Source organism: Enterobacter sp. FW301-JW81, assembly GCF_058788735.1.
This window is the reverse complement of the sequence record NZ_JBYTBA010000003.1, coordinates 18,585-37,847: the sequence shown is the minus strand read 5'-3', so window position 1 is coordinate 37,847 and position 19,263 is coordinate 18,585. Positions and strand designations below refer to the sequence as shown.

Sequence of the window (19,263 nt, the reverse complement as noted above, 5' to 3'; positions counted from 1 at the left end):
AGGAGGGATGATGAAAACGATTGGCCTGTTAGGTGGAATGAGCTGGGAATCGACAATCCCGTATTACCGCCTGATTAACGAAGGGGTAAAGCAGCGCCTGGGTGGTCTGCATTCCGCGAGCCTGCTGCTGCACAGCGTTGATTTCCATGAAATCGAAGCCTGCCAGTCGAGCGGCGAGTGGGATAAAGCCGGGGAGATGCTGGCCCAGGCTGCGCTGGGACTGGAGCGTGCCGGCGCCGAGGGGATATTGCTTTGTACCAATACCATGCACAAAGTGGCGTCGCATATCGAGGCGCGCTGTTCGCTGCCGTTCCTGCATATCGCTGACGCGACCGGGCGTGCAATTACGGCATCCGGGATGAAGCGCGTGGCGCTGCTGGGCACGCGCTACACCATGGAACAGGATTTTTATCGCGGGCGTTTGCAGGATGAGTTTGGTATCGAAAGCCTGATCCCGGATGAGGCCGACCGGGCGCGCATCAACCAGATTATCTTTGACGAACTCTGCCTCGGTACCTTCAGCGAGTCTTCCCGGGCGTATTACGTCAGCGTGATTGAAAAGCTGGCGCAGCAGGGGGCAGAAGGCGTAATTTTCGGCTGCACCGAGATTGGCCTGCTGGTGCCGGCCGCTCGAAGCCCCGTCCCGGTATTTGATACCGCCGCCATCCATGCAGCGGACGCCGTGGAGTTTATGCTGTCATAACGGGTTTTGCAGGTCAGGTAAGCGAAGCGCCACCTGACGGGCGTGCTCAATCAAGTGTTCGGTAAAAGCCTCCACCAGCGCGGAAGCCGGACGGTGCAGCGGGCGAATCAGGCTAACGGTGAACGGGACGGAAACGCTAAAGCGGCGGATGACAATCCCGTTTCCGGCATAGTCCAGCGCCGTAAGCGGGTTAACGACCGCGACGCCGACGCCCGCCCGCACCATTGCGCAAATCGAGGCCGCGCTGTGCGTCTCCACAACCATTCGCCGTTTTACCTGATGCTCGGCAAACAGGGTGTCCAGGAGCTGCCGGTAGCTGTCAGTCTGCGACAGGCTAATGTAGTTTTCCCCATGAAAATCCTCTGGCGTGAGCACCGCCTTACCGGCAAGCGGATGCCCGGCGGGGAGAACGCACACTTCATCTAAAGAGAGCAATTCCAGGCGTTCCGTTCCTGCTGGGGTGGAGAGGGTTTCGGTTAGCCCTAAATCATGACGCTGTGCCGAAAGCCACTCTTCCAGCAGGGGCGATTCCTGCGGCACGATGGTGAGGCTGACCTCCGGATACCGGGCCAGAAAAGGCTGCAGCAGCATGGGCAGGAACGACTGCGAAAAGACGGGCAGACAGACGATGGATAACTCGCCCTGACGAAACTCGCGCAGGCTTTCCGCTGCACTCACTATTCTGTCCAGCCCGTACCAGGAGCGCTGTACTTCTTCGAACAGACGTAACCCCTGCACCGTCGGGTGAAGCCTGCCTCGGGTACGTTCGAACAGCTTCAGCCCCAGCACCTTTTCGAAGCGCGCCAGCTCGCGGCTCACCGTCGGCTGCGAGGTATGCAGCATCTGCGCGGCTTCGGTGAGATTGCCGGTGGTCATGACGGCATGAAAAATCTCGATGTGGCGTAAGTTGACGGCGGGCATAGGTCACCTGAAGGCGTAATGGTATCCATATCATTTTTGCATAGACTCGCGATAAAACGATATTTTTTATTCTCTTCACGCTGTGGCGTAATCATCAAAACGCCTTTATCCGGAGAAGACCATGCCACGCCCGCTGAACCAGACCGATACCGATTTGAACGCTGATAACCTCCTGCGCCTGCCTGCCGAGTTTGGCTGCCCCGTCTGGGTCTACGACGCGCAGATCGTTCGCGAGAAAATTGCGGCACTGCATCAGTTTGACGTGGTGCGCTTTGCCCAGAAGGCGTGCTCCAATATCCATATTTTGCGCCTGATGCGTGAGCAGGGAGTAAAGGTTGACTCCGTTTCGCTCGGCGAAATCGAGCGCGCGCTGGCGGCCGGATTCGATCCGAAAGCCGACAGCGATGCGATCGTCTTTACCGCCGATGTGATTGACGATGCCACCCTGGCGCGCGTCCACGAACTGCAGATCCCGGTGAATGCGGGCTCTGTGGATATGCTGGAGCAGCTTGGACAGGTTTCTCCTGGCCACCGCGTCTGGCTGCGCGTGAACCCGGGCTTTGGTCATGGGCACAGCCAAAAAACCAACACCGGCGGTGAAAACAGCAAGCACGGGATCTGGTATGCCGATATGCCTGCTGCGCTGGAGGTGCTCCAGCGTTACGGCCTGAAGCTGGTGGGTATTCATATGCACATTGGGTCGGGCGTGGATTACGGCCACCTCGAGCAGGTGTGCGGGGCGATGGTGCGCCAGGTGGTCGATTTTGGTCAGGATCTGGAGGCGATCTCTGCCGGCGGCGGTCTCTCTATTCCTTATCGCGAAGGGGAAGAGGCGATCGATACCGATCACTATTACGGCCTGTGGAGCGCCGCGCGTGACCAAATCGCCGCGCATCTGGGCCACGCGGTGAAGCTGGAAATTGAGCCGGGTCGTTTCCTGGTAGCCGAGGCAGGCGTACTGGTTTCGCAGGTGCGCAGCGTGAAAGAGATGGGGTCTCGCCACTTCGTGTTGATTGACGCAGGTTTTAACGATCTGATGCGTCCGTCGATGTACGGCAGCTATCACCACATTACGGCGCTGGCTGCCGACGGCCGCGATTTAACGCAGGCGCCGCGCGTTGAGACGGTCGTTGCGGGGCCGCTGTGTGAGTCGGGCGATGTGTTTACCCAGCAGGAAGGCGGCAAAGTGGAAACCCGCGCGCTGCCAGAGGTCAAGCCGGGTGATTATCTCGTGCTGCATGATACCGGAGCCTACGGGGCGTCTATGTCATCAAACTACAATAGCCGCCCGCTGCTGCCGGAAGTGCTGTTTGATAACGGCAAGGCGCGGCTGATCCGCCGTCGCCAGACCATTCAGGAGCTGCTGGCGCTGGAGCTCGTTTGAGTAAAGTAGGGCCCGGTGGTGACCGAATCGCGTAATACCAGCGTGCCGGTAAACGGCGGGATGGCATCGACCGGCTGGTTTTTTGCCAGCCGGATCGCCTGATCGATGGCCGTGACAATCATATTATCGATAGGCAGATACACCGATGAGAGCGCAGGCTCCAGCCATTTCGCGCTTGGGGCATCGTCAAAGCCAAACAGTGAAATATCCTGCGGGATTTTCAGCCCCGCCTGGTGCAACGCTTTGGACGCACCCAGCGCCATATCATCGTTACAGGCAAACAGGGCGCTGAACGAAACTCCGTCGGCAATCAGCTCTTTGCATAGCTCATATCCCCGCGTCATTCCCGCATCACCGTACTTTATCCGACGCTCGTCCAGACGTATGCCGTGCTTTTCCAGCGCCTTGCGATAGCCCATCAGCCTCGCTTTCCCGGTTGGGGTGTGGATCGGGACGGTGATACAGGCGATCTCCCGGTGGCCCTGATTGATCAGGTAATCCACGGCCTTAAACGCGGCATCCTGCTGTTCGAAGAACACGCAGCGATCCGGCGCCAGGCTGACTTCACGGTTAATGACCACCAGCGGCGTTTGCACGGTGTTCATCAGCTTGATGATCGCTTTTTCGCTCATATAGCGCGTGTAAAGCACGATGGCATCGCACTGGCGATCGGCCAGCATCTGCACCGCCTGCTCTTCCTGCTCCGGCGCGTCGTGGCCGTCGGTGACGATCAGCTGTTTTCCGTGGGTTTCGGTCTGCCGCGACGCCTGTTGCAGAAGGCGACCAAAGTAAAAGCCATCGAAGGTGGAGACGACCAGACCAATGCTGTTGCTGGTCTGGTTTGCCAGCGAGCGCGCGAGAAAGTTTGGGCGGTAGCCCAGCTCTTCCATCGCAGCAAACACCTGCTGGCGCGTACTCTCTTTAACCTGACCTGTGCCGTTCAGCACGCGCGATACCGTGGCCTTTGACACGCCCGCACGCAGTGAGACATCCAGCATTGTTGCCATTCTACATTCCTGATTCCACGTAATGATCTGCAGTTTAACACAGACCTCACGGCGTATAAGCGACGCGGGAGGCGCAAAAATTCCGCCACGATCACGCTTTTTGGTAAGGATCGCTGAGCGCGGGATAAACGTCTTTAAGTGGTATGCCAAAATGGGAAAAAATATTCATCTGGAATACCTCTTGCCTCGTTGAGAGCTTAATCACAGATCGTAAAGCCCCTTAAAGCTATTTTTGGTATGCCAATAGTATCCGGCTGACCCTCTTATTCCATAAAAGCCCTTTTACTGAGGTATTACCCTATGGCATTACAGGAAAAACTGATCGATTCTCTGGGCAGTTTCGCCACTACGTTCAACAGCTATCGCTATATTATGGCGATCAAGTCTGCCTTCATTACCTTAATGCCGGTCATCATCGTTGGCGCATTTTCGGTACTGATCTCCAACATGGTACTGGATCCGAAAAACGGCCTGGCGAGCTTCCAGTCCCTGTCATTCCTCGCAGTGCTGAAACCGATCACCAGCGCGCTTAATTACGCGACCCTGAATTTCCTCAATATTGGCGCGGTGTTTTTAATCGGCATCGAACTGGGGCGTATTAACGGCATAAAATCATTGTTCCCCGGCCTGCTGGCGGTGATCTGCTTTATCTGCGTGACGCCGACCACCGTGGAAATGCTGGTGGATGGCGAAATGCACGTGGTGAAGGATGTCCTGCTGCGTCAGTTCTCCGATACCCGCAGCCTGTTCCTCGGCATGTTTATCGCCATTCTTTCGGTAGAAATTTACTGCTGGCTGGAAAACCGCAAAGGGCTAAAGATCAGAATGCCGGATACGGTGCCGCCTAACGTGGCCGCGTCCTTCTCCGCGCTGATCCCGGCGATCATCACAACCACTGCCATTGCCACCTTCGGCTTTGTATTCCATCAAATCACCGGCATGTATCTCTACGATGCGGTCTATCAGGTGGTGCAACAGCCGCTGGAGCGCGTGGTGCAAAGTCTGCCGGGCATTCTGCTGCTGATGTTTGTGGCTCAGCTGTTCTGGGTGATTGGCATTCATGGCAACCAGATGATTAAGCCCATCCGCGAGCCGCTGCTGCTGGGGGCGATCACCGTCAACATGAGCGCCTTCGAGCAGGGTAAAGAGGTCCCGAACATCATCACTATGCCTTTCTGGGACGTGTATATGAGCATCGGCGGATCGGGGCTCACCATCGGTTTGCTGATCGCGGTGATGATCGCTACCAAACGCAAAGAGATGAAGGAGATCGCCAAACTCTCTATCGGCCCCGGCATCTTTAACATTAACGAGCCGGTGATCTTCGGCATGCCAATCATGCTTAACCCGATCCTCGCCATTCCCTTCATCATCACCCCTCTGGTGACCGGATCGATTGGCTACTTTGCAACGGTAACCGGTTTTGCCGGTAAAGCCGTGGTGATGGTGCCCTGGACCACGCCGCCGCTGATTAACGCCTGGCTTTCAACTGCAGGGTCGATGGGGGCGGTGGTCACCCAGCTTATTTGCATCGTTACTGCCGTCATTATCTATCTGCCGTTTGTGAAGATTGCCTCTCGCCGCGCAGAGCAGGCCGCGCTGCAGCAAGCCCCCGATAACGTGTGAGGATGTGATGAGCACAAAAAAGATAACCCTGCCGCAGGATTTTATTCTCGGCGCGGCGGCGTCAGCCTGGCAAACCGAAGGCTGGAGCGGCAAAAGACCGGGCCAGGATTCGTGGATAGACCTCTGGTATAAGAACGATCGTCACGTCTGGCACAACGGCTATGGCCCGGCGGTGGCGACCGATTTTATCAATCGCTTCCGCGAAGATGTGGCTCTGATGAAGCAGGCGGGGCTGACGCATTACCGGACCTCGATCAACTGGTCCCGTTTTTTGACCGATTATGAAAATGCGACGGTGGATGAGGAGTACGCCGCGTATTACGCCGACCTGTTTGATGAAATGCGCCGTCAGGGCATTGAGCCGATGATCTGCCTGGAACACTACGAGCTTCCCGGCGTGCTGCTTGAAAAATACGGCGGCTGGGCGTCGAAGCACGTGGTTGAGCTGTTTGTCCGCTATGCGGAAAAGGTGTTTGAACGCTTCCACGGCAAAGTGACCCGCTGGTTTACCTTCAACGAACCGATTGTGGTCCAGACCCGCGTCTACCTTGACGCGCTGCGCTGGCCGTACGAGCAGAACACCGGTACCTGGATGCAGTGGAATCACCACAAGGTGCTGGCGACGGCGAAGGTAGTGAAGCTGTTTCGTGCCAAAGGCTACCGCGGCTCGGTGGGCTGTATTCTTAACCCGGAAGTCACGTATCCGCGCTCCCGCGCGCCGCATGACGTGCGGGCGGCAGAAATGTACGATCTGTTCTACAACCGCGTCTTTCTCGATCCGCTGGTGCACGGGCATTATCCACCTGCGCTTTTTACCCTGCTGGAGCAGCACCAGGTTCCGTGGGACTACACGGCAGACGAGCTGGCGCTGATCGCGGAAAACACCGTTGATGAGCTGGGGATTAACCTGTATTACCCGCACCGCGTAAAAGCGCCCTCCCGCGCCTGGCACCCGGAGACGCCGTTCCACCCGGCGTACTACTACGAGCCGTTTGAGCTGCCGGGGCGGCGGATGAACCCCTCTCGCGGCTGGGAGATCTACCCGCGCATTATCTACGACATGGCGATGCGGATTAAGCAGGAATACCGCAACATCAACTGGTTCGTGGCGGAGAGCGGGATGGGCGTAGAAAACGAAGCGCGGTTTCGCAACGATGACGGCATCATCGACGACAGCTACCGCATTGCGTTTATCAGCGAGCACCTTTACTACGCGCTGCTGGCGCGAGAGGCGGGGGCGAACTGTCACGGCTATATGCTGTGGGCCTTTACCGACAATGTCTCGCCCATGAACGCCTTCAAAAATCGCTATGGTCTGATTGAGATTGATCTGGACGATAACCGCGCCCGGCGAGCGAAAAAATCGGCAACCTGGTTTCGCCAGCTGCGCGATACCCGCGTCCTCACGCTCGGCGTTGACGATGAATGGAAGTAGGCGAAAACCAGGCGGGTTCTGGTAAAATAGTCTACAAACTGGCCGGGAGGACGCCTGGCCTGCGCATTAACTGAAAAAACAGGTGGTAACGTGGATAAGGCTGTCATCCTGCCGGAAAAAAAACAGTACCAGGAAATTGGCGAGGATTTGCGGGCGCAGATTATCCAGGGGCACTATCCCGTTGGTTCCCGTCTGCCGCCGGAGCGTAATATCGCTGAAACCTATGGCGTGAGCCGCACCATCGTGCGCGAGGCGCTGTTGATGCTGGAGTTACAGGGTACGGTCGATATCCGTCAGGGGTCCGGCGTGTACGTCATGCGCATCCCGGAAGAACACGAAAACGAAGAAGAGCGTTTTCTTAACAGCGACGTGGGGCCGTTTGAGATCCTGCAGGCGCGCCAGCTTCTTGAAAGCAATATTGCCGCGTTTGCCGCCAAAATGGCAACACGTGCCGATATCGACAACCTGCGCCGAATCATCGAGCAGGAGCAGCGGGCGATAGCCGTCGACGACCACAGCCAGGATAACAACAAGATGTTCCACCTGGTGCTGGCGGGCGCAACGCAAAACCAGATGCTGCTGGCGACGGTGGAAAGCATCTGGCACCACATGGACAGCAGCCCGCTATGGCAGCAGTTTAATGTCCACATCGCCAGCCGCGCATACCGTCTGAAATGGCTGGGCGACAGGCAAACTATCCTTGCGGCGCTCCGTCGTCGTGACGTGATGGGGGCCTGGCAGGCGATGTTCCAGCATCTCGAAAATGTCAAAAAGAGCTTGCTTGAACTCTCGGATGAAGATGCGCCAGATTTTGACGGCTATCTGTTTGAGTCCGTACCGATTTTCCAGGGGAAACTGGTATGACGATTTTGCCTCTTTACGCCGCGCCTCAGTATGCGGAGCTGGTGACAGACTGGATCTGGCAGGCCTTTGGCGAAGGGCTTCCCCGTGAATTTTTCCACAGCATCGTTGAGCACAGCCAGACGCCGGGAGCATTACCTTTGACCTTTATTGCCGTTGAAGGCGAACGACTTCTCGGCACGGTGGGGCTCTGGCGCTGCGATTTGATCACCCGACAGGATCTCTGCCCGTGGCTGGCGGCGCTGTTCGTTGACGACGCGGCGCGTGGAAAAGGGCTGGCGGGGCAGCTTCAGCAGTATGTTATGACCTATGCCGCGCAGGCCGGGTTCGAGGAGCTCCATCTGTGGTCTGCCTGCCGCGACTTCTATGAACGTTACGGCTGGCAGTACGTTGGCGATGCGCTCGAATACCCGAACAAGACGGTACACCTTTACCGCTATTCGCTCTGCGCTTCTGCAGGGGATGCAACGGAGTGACGGCGCACCAGGGTTGGGCTGAAGAGATGGGTAATATCCGGCGGCTGGCGTTGCTCCGCCAGCGCTAGCGCCAGCTCGGCGGCCTGCGTTGCCATCGTGATGATTGGGTAACGTACGGTGGTCAGGCGCGGTCGCACGTAGCGGGAGACCAGCACATCATCAAAGCCAATCAGCGAGATTTCTGCCGGCACCTCCACCCCGTTGTCGTTCAGCACCCCCATTGCGCCTGCGGCCATGGAGTCGTTATAGCTGGCCACCGCCGTGAAATTGCGCCCGCGGCCCAGCAGCTCGGTCATAGCCTGTTCACCGCCGCTCTCATCCGGCTCACCGTAGGCCACCAGACGGTCATTGCACGGTAGACCGTTTTCGCGCAGGGCATCGTAATAGCCCTGCAGGCGGTCTTCCGCATCAGAAATCGGGTGATTGGAACAGAGATAACCAATTCGGGTATGGCCCTGTTGAATCAGATGGCGGGTCGCAAGCCAAGCACCGTAACGGTCGTCGAGCGCCACGCAGCGTTTTTCAAACCCGGGAATAATACGGTTGATGATTACCATCCCGGGGATTTGCTTCATCAGATGAATCAGTTCGGCATCCGGGATCATTTTGGCGTGCACAACCAGCGCCGCGCAGCGGTGGCGGATCAGCTGCTCAATGGCCTGGCGTTCTTTTTGTTCATTGTGATAGCCATTGCCGATCAGCAAAAAATTGCCTGTCTGATACGAAACCTGTTCAACCGCTTTTACCATGGCGCCGAAAAAGGGGTCAGAAACATCTCCCACCACCAGCCCAATGGTTTCAGTGGACTGCTGTGCGAGCGCGCGGGCGTTGGCGTTGGGATGATAGTTAAGGGATTCCATGGCGCTTTGTACCGCCTGGCGTGATGCGTCACTGGCTTTTGGGGAGTTGTTAATCACGCGCGAGACGGTTGCCACCGACACGCCTGCCAGACGGGCCACATCCTTTATTGTCGCCATTCATTACCTTCTTATTGGGGGTAAGCGTTTACACACCAAATAGTGTTGCGGAAAAGCAGCGCGCATTCAAGGGGAGCGGGATTCTGCACTCCACAAACGTGACGCAGGACAACCCTGATGGTGTAATCGTTACACGCGTAGTCATGTCTGAAGAATGTCAATCTGAACCTTTAGTTACACTTTGCCTCAGGCTGTTGCGATTGTCTGATAGCGAGGGCGTTAATGAGGTTGATACAGTCGAGATCCCAGAGGTATTGATAGGTGGAATCAGCTCCGGTTGATTAACACGATTTACACCAACCTGCGTTTTTACGCAGGTTTTTTTTTGCCTGACAGTTCAACCTGTAACAGCAACAGAGAATATTCACACCTGGTTGCACTTAGGCTCATTCCCTTGCGTTTTCCTGCTGGCGAAGCGCAGTGCCAACCGCCAAAATCAAGATCCCAGAGGTATTGATTGGTGAGAATTCTTAGTACGGTTTCGTACTCATCTCTTGCACCAACCTGCGCGGATGCGCAGGTTTTTTTTCGCCTCTATTTTTGCTTGTCGCTCCCGTATCACTTCTCGTGTAATCTGCCACCATTTACTATCAACCCTTCACACTGGCTGGCAAAGGGAGTTGAGATGCTATTTGGGTTCTTCCGTACACTTTTCCGTATTCTCTTTCGCATCCGCGTGACTGGCGATGCCCAGGCGCTTCGCGGTGAACGCGTTTTAATCACTCCAAATCATGTTTCCTTTATCGATGGCATCCTGCTGGCGCTGTTTTTGCCCGTGCGTCCGGTGTTTGCGGTGTATACCTCCATCAGCCAGCAGTGGTACATGCGCTGGCTCACGCCGTTGATTGATTTTGTGCCACTCGACCCGACAAAGCCGATGATGATTAAGCATCTGGTGCGTCTGGTAGAGCAGGGGCGTCCGGTGGTTATTTTCCCGGAAGGGCGCATTTCAGTGACCGGTTCACTGATGAAGATCTACGACGGCGCGGGGTTTGTCGCGGCGAAGTCAAAAGCGACAGTGGTGCCGCTGCGTATTGAAGGCGCAGAGCTGACCCATTTCAGCCGTCTGAAGGGGCGGGTGAAACAGCGTCTGTTCCCAAAAATCACGCTGCATCTTCTGCCGCCAACGTCGCTACCGATGCCCGACGCGCCGCGCGCCCGCGATCGCCGTAAAATCGCCGGGGAAATGCTGCATCAGATTATGATGGAAGCGCGTATGGCCGTTCGTCCGCGCGAAACGCTGTACGAATCTCTGCTTTCAGCGCAGTACCGCTACGGCGCGAAGAAAAACTGTATCGAAGACATCAACTTTACCCCGGATACCTATCGCAAGCTGCTGACCAAGACCCTGTTTGTAGGCCGCATTCTTGAGAAGTACAGCAAGAAGGGCGAAAAGATTGGCCTGATGCTGCCTAACGCGGGCATCAGCGCGGCGGTGATTTTTGGTGCGGTTTCCCGGGGCCGTATTCCGGCAATGATGAACTACACGGCGGGCGTGAAAGGGCTGACCAGCGCCATTACCGCCGCCCAGATTAATACCGTCTTTACCTCCCGTCAGTTCCTGGACAAGGGCAAGCTCTGGCATCTCCCCGAGCAGCTCACCCAGGTGCGCTGGGTCTTCCTGGAAGATCTGAAAGCGGACGTTACCACCGGCGACAAGCTGTGGATTTTTGCTCACCTGCTGATGCCGCACCTGGCCCAGGTCAAACAGCAGCCGGAAGATGACGCGATTATACTCTTCACGTCGGGGTCAGAGGGCAACCCGAAAGGCGTTGTCCACAGCCACAAAAGCATTCTGGCGAATGTTGAGCAGATCAAAAGCATTGCTGACTTTACCGCGGATGACCGTTTTATGTCGGCGCTGCCGCTGTTCCACTCCTTTGGCCTGACGGTGGGGCTGTTTACGCCGCTGCTGACCGGCGCAGAAGTGTTCCTCTATCCAAGCCCGCTGCATTACCGCATCGTGCCTGAGCTGGTGTATGACCGTAACTGCACCGTCCTGTTCGGGACCTCAACCTTCCTGGGTAACTATGCGCGTTTTGCCAACCCGTATGATTTCTACCGCGTGCGGTATGTGGTGGCTGGCGCGGAAAAACTGCAGGAGAGTACGCGTCAGATTTGGCAGGACAAGTTTGGCCTGCGCATCCTCGAAGGCTATGGCGTTACCGAGTGCGCGCCCGTGGTCTCGATTAACGTGCCGATGGCGGCGAAACCGGGTACGGTTGGCCGAATTCTGCCGGGGATGGATGCGCGTCTGCTGGCCGTGCCGGGCATTGAGGACGGCGGCCGTCTGCAGCTGAAGGGGCCAAACGTGATGAACGGTTATCTGCGCGTGGAAAACCCCGGCGTGCTGGAGGTCCCGACGGCGGAAAACGTCAACGGCGAGATTGAAACCGGCTGGTACGACACCGGTGATATTGTCCGTTTTGATGAACAAGGCTTTGTTCAGATTCAGGGGCGTGCAAAACGCTTCGCCAAAATTGCCGGTGAAATGGTCTCTCTGGAAATGGTTGAGCAACTGGCGACGGCCGTATCCGCTGATAAAATGCATGCGACCGTGGTGAAAAGTGATGCCAGCAAAGGCGAGGCGCTGGTGCTGTTCACGACCGATAGCGAGCTTAAGCGCGACAGGCTGCTGAGCTATGCGCGTGAACATGGTATCCCTGAACTGGCCGTCCCGCGCGATATTCGCTACCTGAAGCAGCTCCCGGTGCTGGGGAGCGGGAAGCCCGATTTCGTGACCCTGAAAGGCATGGTTGAAGAGGCGGAGCAGCAAAATGCGTGAGTCAGTACACACTAACACTTCACTGAGGTCGAAAGGCATGATGGCCGTCATTGCCGCGCAGTTTCTCTCTGCATTCGGCGATAACGCGCTGTTGTTTGCCACTCTGGCGCTGCTGAAAGCCGAGTTTTACCCCGACTGGAGTCAGCCGATCCTGCAGATGGTGTTTGTGGGCGCTTACATTATCTTTGCCCCGTTTGTGGGGCAGGTGGCGGACAGCTTCCCGAAAGGTCGGGTGATGATGTTTGCCAACGGCCTCAAGCTGCTGGGGGCCGCCAGCATTTGCTTTGGTTTCAATCCGTTTATTGGCTACACGCTGGTGGGCATTGGCGCCGCCGCCTACTCCCCGGCGAAGTATGGCATTCTCGGAGAACTGACCACGGGCGATAAGCTGGTGAAAGCCAATGGCCTGATGGAGTCGTCAACCATTGCCGCTATCCTGCTTGGCTCCGTTGCGGGCGGCGTACTGGCCGACTGGCATGTCCTGGCAGCGCTGGGCGTATGTGCGGTGGTGTATGGCGGCGCGGTCGTCGCTAACCTGTTCATTCCAAAGCTCCCGGTGGCTCGCCCGGGGCAATCCTGGCGCTTTAAGCCAATGACCGGCAGTTTCTTTAATGCCTGCCGCGTGCTGTGGCGTAACGGAGAAACGCGTTTCTCCCTGATGGGGACCAGTATGTTCTGGGGCGCGGGCGTTACGCTGCGCTTCCTGCTGGTCCTGTGGGTACCGGTGGCGCTGGGGATTACTGACAACGCGACGCCGACCTATCTTAATGCGATGGTGGCCATCGGCATTGTGGTTGGGGCCGGCGCTGCGGCGAAGCTGGTGACGCTCGAGACGGTAGCTCGCTGCATGCCCGCTGGAATTCTGATTGGCGTCGTGGTGCTTATTTTTTCCCTGCAGCATGCGTTATTGCCCGCTTATGTCCTCCTCGTCCTGATTGGCATTCTGGGAGGCTTCTTCGTGGTGCCGCTGAACGCGTTGCTGCAGGAGCGTGGCAAGCAGACCGTCGGAGCGGGAAATGCCATCGCGGTTCAAAACCTGGGTGAAAACCTGGCAATGCTGTTGATGCTGGGGCTTTACTCGCTGGCGGTAAAAGTCGGTGCGCCGGTGGTGGGGATTGGCGTCGGATTTGGCGGGCTGTTCGCTCTGGCGATTGCGGGCTTGTGGATTTGGCAGCGTCGGCGTTGATATGTGCGGCCTGATGCCCTCACCCCGGCCCTCTCCCACAGGGAGAGGGCGCAAACCCTAAAAACGGCAACGTGCGTTGCCGTTTTGCTTTTATTACGGCGCAGGATACGTATAAACCTGATGCACCGCTTCAATCTCCGCTAACACTTCTTCACTCAGGTTCAGATGGAAACTCTCAATATTGGTTTTCAGCTGTTCCATGGTGGTCGCGCCCAGCAGGGTGCTGGCAACAAACGGCTGACGACGCACGAAGGCTAGCGCCATCTGCGCAGGGTCAAGACCGTGACGCTTTGCGATATCCACATAGGCTGCAACGGCTTTTTGGGTCTGCTCGCCGCTGTAGCGGGTAAAGCGGCTAAAGAGGGTGTTACGCGCTCCGGCCGGCTTCGCGCCGTTCAGGTATTTCCCCGTCAGCGTGCCAAAGCCGAGACAGGAATAGGCGAGCAGTTCCACTTCTTCATACTGCGTTACTTCGGCCAGACCCACCTCATAGCTGCGGTTAAGCAGGCTGTACGGATTCTGGATGGTGACGATGCGCGGCAGATCGTGTTTATCCGCCAGGTGCAGATAGCGCATTACCCCAAAGGCCGTTTCGTTAGATACGCCTATATAGCGAATTTTCCCCGCGCGCTGGCACTCGGTCAGCGCCTCCAGGGTTTCCAGCAGCGTAACGGCGGGGGCGCTCTCGTTCCAGCTGTAGCCGAGCTTACCGAAGCAGTTGGTTGGACGCTGCGGCCAGTGCACCTGGTAGAGGTCGAGATAGTCGGTTTGCAGACGCTTCAGGCTGGCATCCAGCGCGGCGCGGATATTCTTGCGATCGAGAACTTGATTCGGGCGGATCCCGGCATCGTTGTTGCGCGCGGGGCCACTGACTTTTGAGGCAATCACCAGCTTTTCACGGTTACCGTGTTTTGCCAGCCAGTTACCGACGTAGGTTTCGGTGAGTCCCTGCGTTTCCGGACGTGGCGGAACAGGGTACATCTCTGCGACATCAATCAAGTTAATGCCCTGGCTGACGGCATAATCGAGTTGTGCATGGGCATCGGCTTCGCTGTTTTGTTCACCAAATGTCATCGTGCCCAACCCCAGTTGGCTTATTTCCAGAGCGCTGTGGGGGATACGGTGATAATGCATAGCCGGCTTCCTCATTAGACATATAGACCGCGTCAGGGTGTACCCGACAAAGGAATATAAACATGGCAGAGGGGAAGCAAAAGGGGAAGAAAAAAATCAAAAAGGCCAGCAAGCTACTGACCTCTCTCTGTTTATCGCTCGATAATTTGCGAGACTTCGTCGCGATTGATCTGCATTTTGTTGCCTTGCTGATCGCGATAGCTGACCAGACCGGTATCATCGTCGACTTCGGGTTTACCGTCAGTCAGGATCATTCGCCCATCTTTTGTCGCCATAACGTAATCGCTACTACAGCCCGATACGGCAAATGCTAAACCGACTGCTGAAACTAACACTGCCCATTTTTTCATCGTTATCGTCCTCATCTGGCTCGTATCAAATCATAGTTTAGTTTTAACCCGATATGGCAACAGGAGGAAGCGGTAAAATCTTAAAAACCAGGTGATTATGTTTGGGAGCTCGCAAAATAAGTAAAAAACTATGTTTTTAGAAGAAAATGACGAGCAAGAAGCGCCCCGGTGAAATTCTTTTTAAGATAAAAACCGCGCGGTAAGGTCAGTATCGGCTCACCCTGCGCGCCGATTGCCTCGGTGAGCGCCTTACTGTTGGCCGCTTTCGGGCGCAGCTGTAACACTTCACCGTGACGGGCGGTAATGCGTTCGACCTGCCCAAGCACAATCATGTCCATCAGTTCCTCCCAGTCCAGACGCAGCTGGTGCTCTTCATCGTCGCTTGGGCTCCAGAGCAGCGGTGCGCCAACGCGACGATCGGCCAGCGGGATCTGACGCTCACCTTCAACCGGCACCCACAGGACGCGCTTCAGCTTGTGGCGGACGTGGCTGGTTTCCCACGTCACGCCGGTATTGCCGGTTAATGGCGCGACGCAGACGAAGGTGGTCTCAAGGGGCTTCCCCTGGCTGTCGATGGGAATGGTTTTTAACTCTACGCCAAGCGCGGCAAAATCCTGCTCTGGTTTGCTCCCCGCGCTGGCACCCAGCCACAGCTCAAGCAGCATGCCGATCCAGCCTTTATCCCGTTTCAGATCCTTCGGGATCTGAAGCCCTGCCATTGCCGCCAGCTCACCAAGCGAAAAGCCTGCCAGGCGCTGTGCCTGCTGGAGCAGCTGGGTTTCGCTAGAGGGAGGTGAGAGCAAGGGTGTAAGCGGATGCATGACGGTAACCTTTTGATTAAAAAATAAACGAAGAAATTGTCCCCTGTGGATAGAGTTTAACTTTTTCTGTACCAATATGACATCTCTATGATTTATAGGATTTTTTATAGGTTTGAAATCGTTTCACTTTCGTCAGAAAACGGGTTGTTCAAATCTGGTCACTGACAATGAACAGGATCTTACACCATGTTATCCACAGAAAAGTGGGATAACTGGGCATAACCCTGACTACTGTTTCAATTTACAGCCTTGACGTGCGATGAAAATCGAATTTTCAGACAAATTGTGACTAACTTATTGGCACAATCTGTGGATAAAACCGACGCTGTTCGATCTTTCATCAGCACGACGATCCCTGATGTGACGATCGTCACGCTATTCTGCTTTTTGTTGATGGGGACATGTTTAACTATATGAAAATTATAATTTTATATAAAATGGCTTAAAGATGATGTTAGACGGCGATGAAGGTTGTTCATCGGTAATCAGACACTTCTTCACAACTATATCCACAGAAAAGGTGAATAAAATTCCCTTTGCTGTCTCTCATCTGTTTATAACTCAGCACTTATTTGTGAGTTATTCAAATGTTATTAGGCTGTAGCCCTGTAAGAGAGTGGTTTACCGCCTCACTGTAGTGTGAAACAATCATTCATATATAAGGTTTAGTTTGGGGTAGTCCGGTGATTGATGACGATGGCTACCGCCCGAACGTAGGAATAGTAATTTGTAATCGTCAGGGCCAGGTAATGTGGGCCCGGCGATATGGTCAGCACTCCTGGCAGTTCCCGCAAGGCGGGATCAATCCGGGAGAGTCCCCAGAACAAGCGATGTACCGGGAGCTTTTTGAAGAGGTCGGTTTAAGCCGTAAAGATGTTCGCATCCTGGCTTCGACCCGCAACTGGTTGCGTTACAAGTTACCGAAACGTTTGGTGCGTTGGGACACAAAGCCGGTTTGTATCGGCCAGAAACAGAAGTGGTTTCTGTTGCAGTTGGTGGGCAACGATTCAGACATCAATATGCAAACCAGCAGTACGCCGGAGTTCGATGGCTGGCGCTGGGTGAGCTATTGGTATCCTGTTCGTCAGGTCGTGTCATTTAAACGCGATGTTTACCGTAGGGTGATGAAAGAGTTTGCAAGTGTGGTGATGCAGCTTCAGGAGATCCCGCCTAAGCCGCAGAGCGCACCTGCCTGGCGACGTAAAAGAGGTTAAGCTACGCAAATCATGCTCACCCGCTTGCGAGAAATAGTCGAGAAGGTGGCCAGCGCGCCGCGTCTGAACGAGGCGCTGAATATTCTGGTCACTGACATCTGCCTTGCGATGGAAACCGAGGTCTGTTCGGTGTATCTGGCCGACCACGATCGGCGCTGCTATTACCTGATGGCGACCCGTGGTTTGAAAAAACCACGTGGACGCACCGTCACGCTCGCATTTGATGAAGGTATCGTGGGGCTGGTTGGGCGACTGGCTGAACCCATCAACCTTGCTGACGCGCAAAAACACCCCAGCTTTAAATACATCCCTTCCGTAAAAGAAGAGCGCTTCCGCGCTTTCCTTGGCGTGCCGATTATCCAGCGTCGCCAGCTGCTCGGTGTGCTGGTTGTTCAGCAGCGCGAGCTACGTCAGTACGATGAAAGCGAAGAGTCTTTCCTCGTGACGCTGGCCACGCAGATGGCGGCAATCCTCTCTCAGTCTCAGCTTGCCGCGCTTTTTGGCCAGTATCGCCATACGCGCATTCGCGCTCTTCCGGCATCGCCAGGCGTGGCGATTGCTGAAGGCTGGATGGACGCCACGCTGCCGTTAATGGAGCAGGTTTACGAAGCCTCAACGCTTGATGAAGCGCTTGAGCGCGAGCGCCTTACCGCCGCGCTGGAAGAGGCGGCAAATGAATTTCGCCGTTACAGCAAGCGCTTTGCCGCAGGCGCGCAAAAAGAGACGGCGGCCATTTTTGACCTCTATTCGCACCTGCTCTCCGATGCGCGTCTGCGCCGTGAGCTTTTTGCAGAAGTGGATCAAGGTTCTGTCGCGGAGTGGGCGGTTAAGAAGGTTATCGAAAAATTTGCCGACCAATTTGCGGCACTGACCGACGGTTACCTGAAAGAGCGGGCAGGGGATCTCCGGGCCCTCGGACAACGCCTGCTGTTCCACCTGGATGACACCATTCAGGGGGCAAATGCCTGGCCAAAACGGTTTGTTCTGGTTGCCGACGAACTCTCAGCAACGACGCTGGCCGAACTGCCTCAGGACAGGCTGGCCGGTGTCGTGGTGCGCGATGGTGCAGCCAACTCACATGCGGCCATTATGGTGCGCGCGCTGGGTATTCCCACCGTTATGGGGGCGGATATCCAGCCGTCGGTACTGCACCGGCGTACGCTGGTGGTCGACGGCTACCGCGGTGAGCTGCTGGTCGATCCTGAGCCGGTTCTGCTCCAGGAATACCAGCGTCTTATCAGCGAAGAGAATGAATTAAGCAAGCTGGCAGAAGATGACGTTAACCTGCCCGCGCAGCTTAAAAGCGGTGAGCGGATCAAAGTGATGCTCAATGCGGGTTTAAGCCCCGAGCACGAAGAAAAGCTCGGCAGCCGTATCGACGGTATTGGCCTGTACCGCACTGAAATTCCGTTCATGCTGCAGAGCGGTTTTCCCTCCGAAGAGGAGCAGGTGGCGCAGTATCAGGGCATGCTGCAGATGTTTAACGACAAACCTGTCACCCTGCGTACCCTGGACGTCGGAGCGGATAAACAGCTGCCCTATATGCCGATCAGCGAAGAAAACCCGTGTCTGGGCTGGCGTGGGATCCGCATTACGCTCGATCAGCCTGAGATCTTCCTGATCCAGGTGCGCGCCATGCTGCGCGCAAATGCGGCGACGGGTAACCTCAGCATCTTACTGCCGATGGTCACCAGCATTGATGAGATCGACGAGTCACGTCGACTGATCGAACGCGCTGGCCGTGAAGTGGAAGAGATGATTGGCTATGCTATCCCGAAACCGCGGATTGGCGTGATGCTCGAAGTGCCTTCCATGGTCTTTATGCTGCCGCAGCTGGCAAGCCGCGTTGATTTTATCTCCGTCGGCACGAACGACCTGACGCAGTATATTCTGGCCGTCGACCGTAACAACACCCGCGTCGCCAGTATCTATGATAGCCTGCATCCGGCGATCATTCGCGCGCTGGCGATGATTGCTCGTGAAGCGGAGCAGTACGGCATTGATTTACGCCTGTGCGGTGAAATGGCAGGAGATTCAATGTGCGTTGCGATCCTGATTGGTCTGGGATATCGCCACCTGTCGATGAACGGCCGCGCCGTCGCACGCGTGAAGTACCTGTTGCGGCATATCGATATTGACGATGCCCGCGAGCTGGCTGAACGCAGCCTTGACGCGCAGCTGGCCGCTGAGGTTCGCCACCAGGTCGCGGCGTTTATGGAACGACGCGGCATGGGCGGCCTGATCCGCGGCGGCCGCTAATTTGCATTTCTCCCTCTCCCCGTGGGAGAGGGCTGGGGTGAGGGCATCAGGCCGCACAATACCCTATACACATCTTTTACATCTCTGGCGCATCCTCCGCGCCCGCCTTATGCTATGATTCGCA

At 56.1% G+C, this 19,263-nt stretch carries 16 protein-coding genes and 1 pseudogene; 10 read left to right on the top strand and 7 right to left on the bottom strand.

The features are described 5' to 3' along the window. Positions 1 to 10: 10 nt before the first annotated feature. The gene (locus AC3WOK_RS11165) at positions 11 to 703 is read left to right on the top strand and encodes an aspartate/glutamate racemase (protein ID WP_492354654.1); all 693 of its coding nucleotides are present in this window, start codon (positions 11 to 13) and stop codon (positions 701 to 703) included. Here the strand turns inward: AC3WOK_RS11165 and AC3WOK_RS11160 are convergent. Next, positions 698 to 1,624 (bottom strand): LysR family transcriptional regulator, encoded by a 927-nt coding sequence (locus tag AC3WOK_RS11160; RefSeq protein ID WP_059311701.1) that lies wholly within the window; start codon positions 1,622 to 1,624, stop codon positions 698 to 700. The genes AC3WOK_RS11165 and AC3WOK_RS11160 overlap by 6 nt on opposite strands. 121 nt (positions 1,625 to 1,745) lie before the next feature. Between AC3WOK_RS11160 and lysA the strand changes: the two genes are divergently transcribed. Then, positions 1,746 to 3,008 carry a diaminopimelate decarboxylase gene (gene lysA / locus AC3WOK_RS11155; protein ID WP_059311702.1) on the top strand — a complete coding sequence of 421 codons (1,263 nt, stop codon included), beginning with the start codon at positions 1,746 to 1,748 and terminating at the stop codon, positions 3,006 to 3,008. On the opposite strand, the gene AC3WOK_RS11150 is transcribed toward lysA, so the two are convergent. Beyond that, entirely contained in the window at positions 2,978 to 4,015 is a 1,038-nt protein-coding gene (locus AC3WOK_RS11150; RefSeq protein ID WP_047347975.1) for a LacI family DNA-binding transcriptional regulator, read from the bottom strand. The genes lysA and AC3WOK_RS11150 overlap by 31 nt on opposite strands. Positions 4,016 to 4,315: 300 nt before the next feature. Here AC3WOK_RS11150 and AC3WOK_RS11145 point away from each other — a divergent pair, with 300 nt between their 5' ends. The 4 genes from AC3WOK_RS11145 (at position 4,316) to AC3WOK_RS11130 (ending at position 8,413) form a co-directional block, all read left to right on the top strand. Next, positions 4,316 to 5,641, top strand: a complete 1,326-nt coding sequence (locus tag AC3WOK_RS11145; protein WP_447856159.1) for a PTS sugar transporter subunit IIC — start codon at positions 4,316 to 4,318, stop codon at positions 5,639 to 5,641. 7 nt (positions 5,642 to 5,648) lie between these two features. Further along, positions 5,649 to 7,076: a glycoside hydrolase family 1 protein gene (locus AC3WOK_RS11140; RefSeq protein WP_492354529.1), complete on the top strand. Its 1,428-nt coding sequence runs from the start codon at positions 5,649 to 5,651 to the stop codon at positions 7,074 to 7,076. A gap of 90 nt (positions 7,077 to 7,166) precedes the next feature. Continuing rightward, positions 7,167 to 7,940 carry a GntR family transcriptional regulator gene (locus tag AC3WOK_RS11135; protein ID WP_447856157.1) on the top strand — a complete coding sequence of 258 codons (774 nt, stop codon included), beginning with the start codon at positions 7,167 to 7,169 and terminating at the stop codon, positions 7,938 to 7,940. Continuing rightward, positions 7,937 to 8,413 (top strand): GNAT family N-acetyltransferase, encoded by a 477-nt coding sequence (locus AC3WOK_RS11130; RefSeq protein WP_063429806.1) that lies wholly within the window; start codon positions 7,937 to 7,939, stop codon positions 8,411 to 8,413. Before AC3WOK_RS11135 ends, AC3WOK_RS11130 begins: the two co-directional genes overlap by 4 nt. On the opposite strand, the gene galR is transcribed toward AC3WOK_RS11130, so the two are convergent. Next, a complete protein-coding gene (gene galR / locus AC3WOK_RS11125) occupies positions 8,374 to 9,390 on the bottom strand; it encodes an HTH-type transcriptional regulator GalR (RefSeq protein WP_047347980.1) in 1,017 nt (338 codons plus the stop codon). The two genes, AC3WOK_RS11130 and galR, sit on opposite strands and share 40 nt — an antisense overlap. Positions 9,391 to 10,015: 625 nt before the next feature. On the opposite strand from galR, the gene aas reads away from it, so the two are divergent. Continuing rightward, entirely contained in the window at positions 10,016 to 12,175 is a 2,160-nt protein-coding gene (gene aas / locus AC3WOK_RS11120) for a bifunctional acyl-ACP--phospholipid O-acyltransferase/long-chain-fatty-acid--ACP ligase (RefSeq protein WP_492354528.1), read from the top strand. Beyond that, positions 12,168 to 13,361, top strand: coding sequence for a lysophospholipid transporter LplT (gene lplT, locus AC3WOK_RS11115; protein ID WP_492354527.1), 1,194 nt, complete (start codon positions 12,168 to 12,170; stop codon positions 13,359 to 13,361). The genes aas and lplT overlap by 8 nt, the downstream gene beginning before the upstream one ends. A gap of 93 nt (positions 13,362 to 13,454) precedes the next feature. Here the strand turns inward: lplT and AC3WOK_RS11110 are convergent, their stop codons facing one another. The 4 genes and pseudogenes from AC3WOK_RS11110 to AC3WOK_RS11095 form a co-directional block, all read right to left on the bottom strand. Next, positions 13,455 to 14,495, bottom strand: a complete 1,041-nt coding sequence (locus tag AC3WOK_RS11110) for an NADP(H)-dependent aldo-keto reductase (protein WP_047347983.1) — start codon at positions 14,493 to 14,495, stop codon at positions 13,455 to 13,457. Between the two features lie 131 nt (positions 14,496 to 14,626). Continuing rightward, complete coding sequence (locus AC3WOK_RS11105) at positions 14,627 to 14,845, bottom strand: YgdI/YgdR family lipoprotein (protein ID WP_032643191.1); 219 nt, start codon at positions 14,843 to 14,845, stop codon at positions 14,627 to 14,629. A 128-nt stretch (positions 14,846 to 14,973) separates the two neighbouring features. After that, entirely contained in the window at positions 14,974 to 15,666 is a 693-nt protein-coding gene (gene mutH, locus AC3WOK_RS11100) for a DNA mismatch repair endonuclease MutH (protein ID WP_492354526.1), read from the bottom strand. Positions 15,667 to 15,751: 85 nt separating this feature from the next. Beyond that, a pseudogene (locus AC3WOK_RS11095) lies at positions 15,752 to 15,907 on the bottom strand (hypothetical protein). Between the two features lie 442 nt (positions 15,908 to 16,349). Between AC3WOK_RS11095 and rppH the strand changes: the two are divergent. Both rppH and ptsP read left to right on the top strand, forming a co-directional pair. Next, complete coding sequence (gene rppH / locus AC3WOK_RS11090) at positions 16,350 to 16,880, top strand: RNA pyrophosphohydrolase (protein ID WP_013098553.1); 531 nt, start codon at positions 16,350 to 16,352, stop codon at positions 16,878 to 16,880. 12 nt (positions 16,881 to 16,892) lie between these two features. After that, positions 16,893 to 19,139 carry a phosphoenolpyruvate--protein phosphotransferase gene (ptsP, locus tag AC3WOK_RS11085; RefSeq protein WP_063429816.1) on the top strand — a complete coding sequence of 749 codons (2,247 nt, stop codon included), beginning with the start codon at positions 16,893 to 16,895 and terminating at the stop codon, positions 19,137 to 19,139. The last annotated feature ends 124 nt before the right edge of the window (positions 19,140 to 19,263 follow it).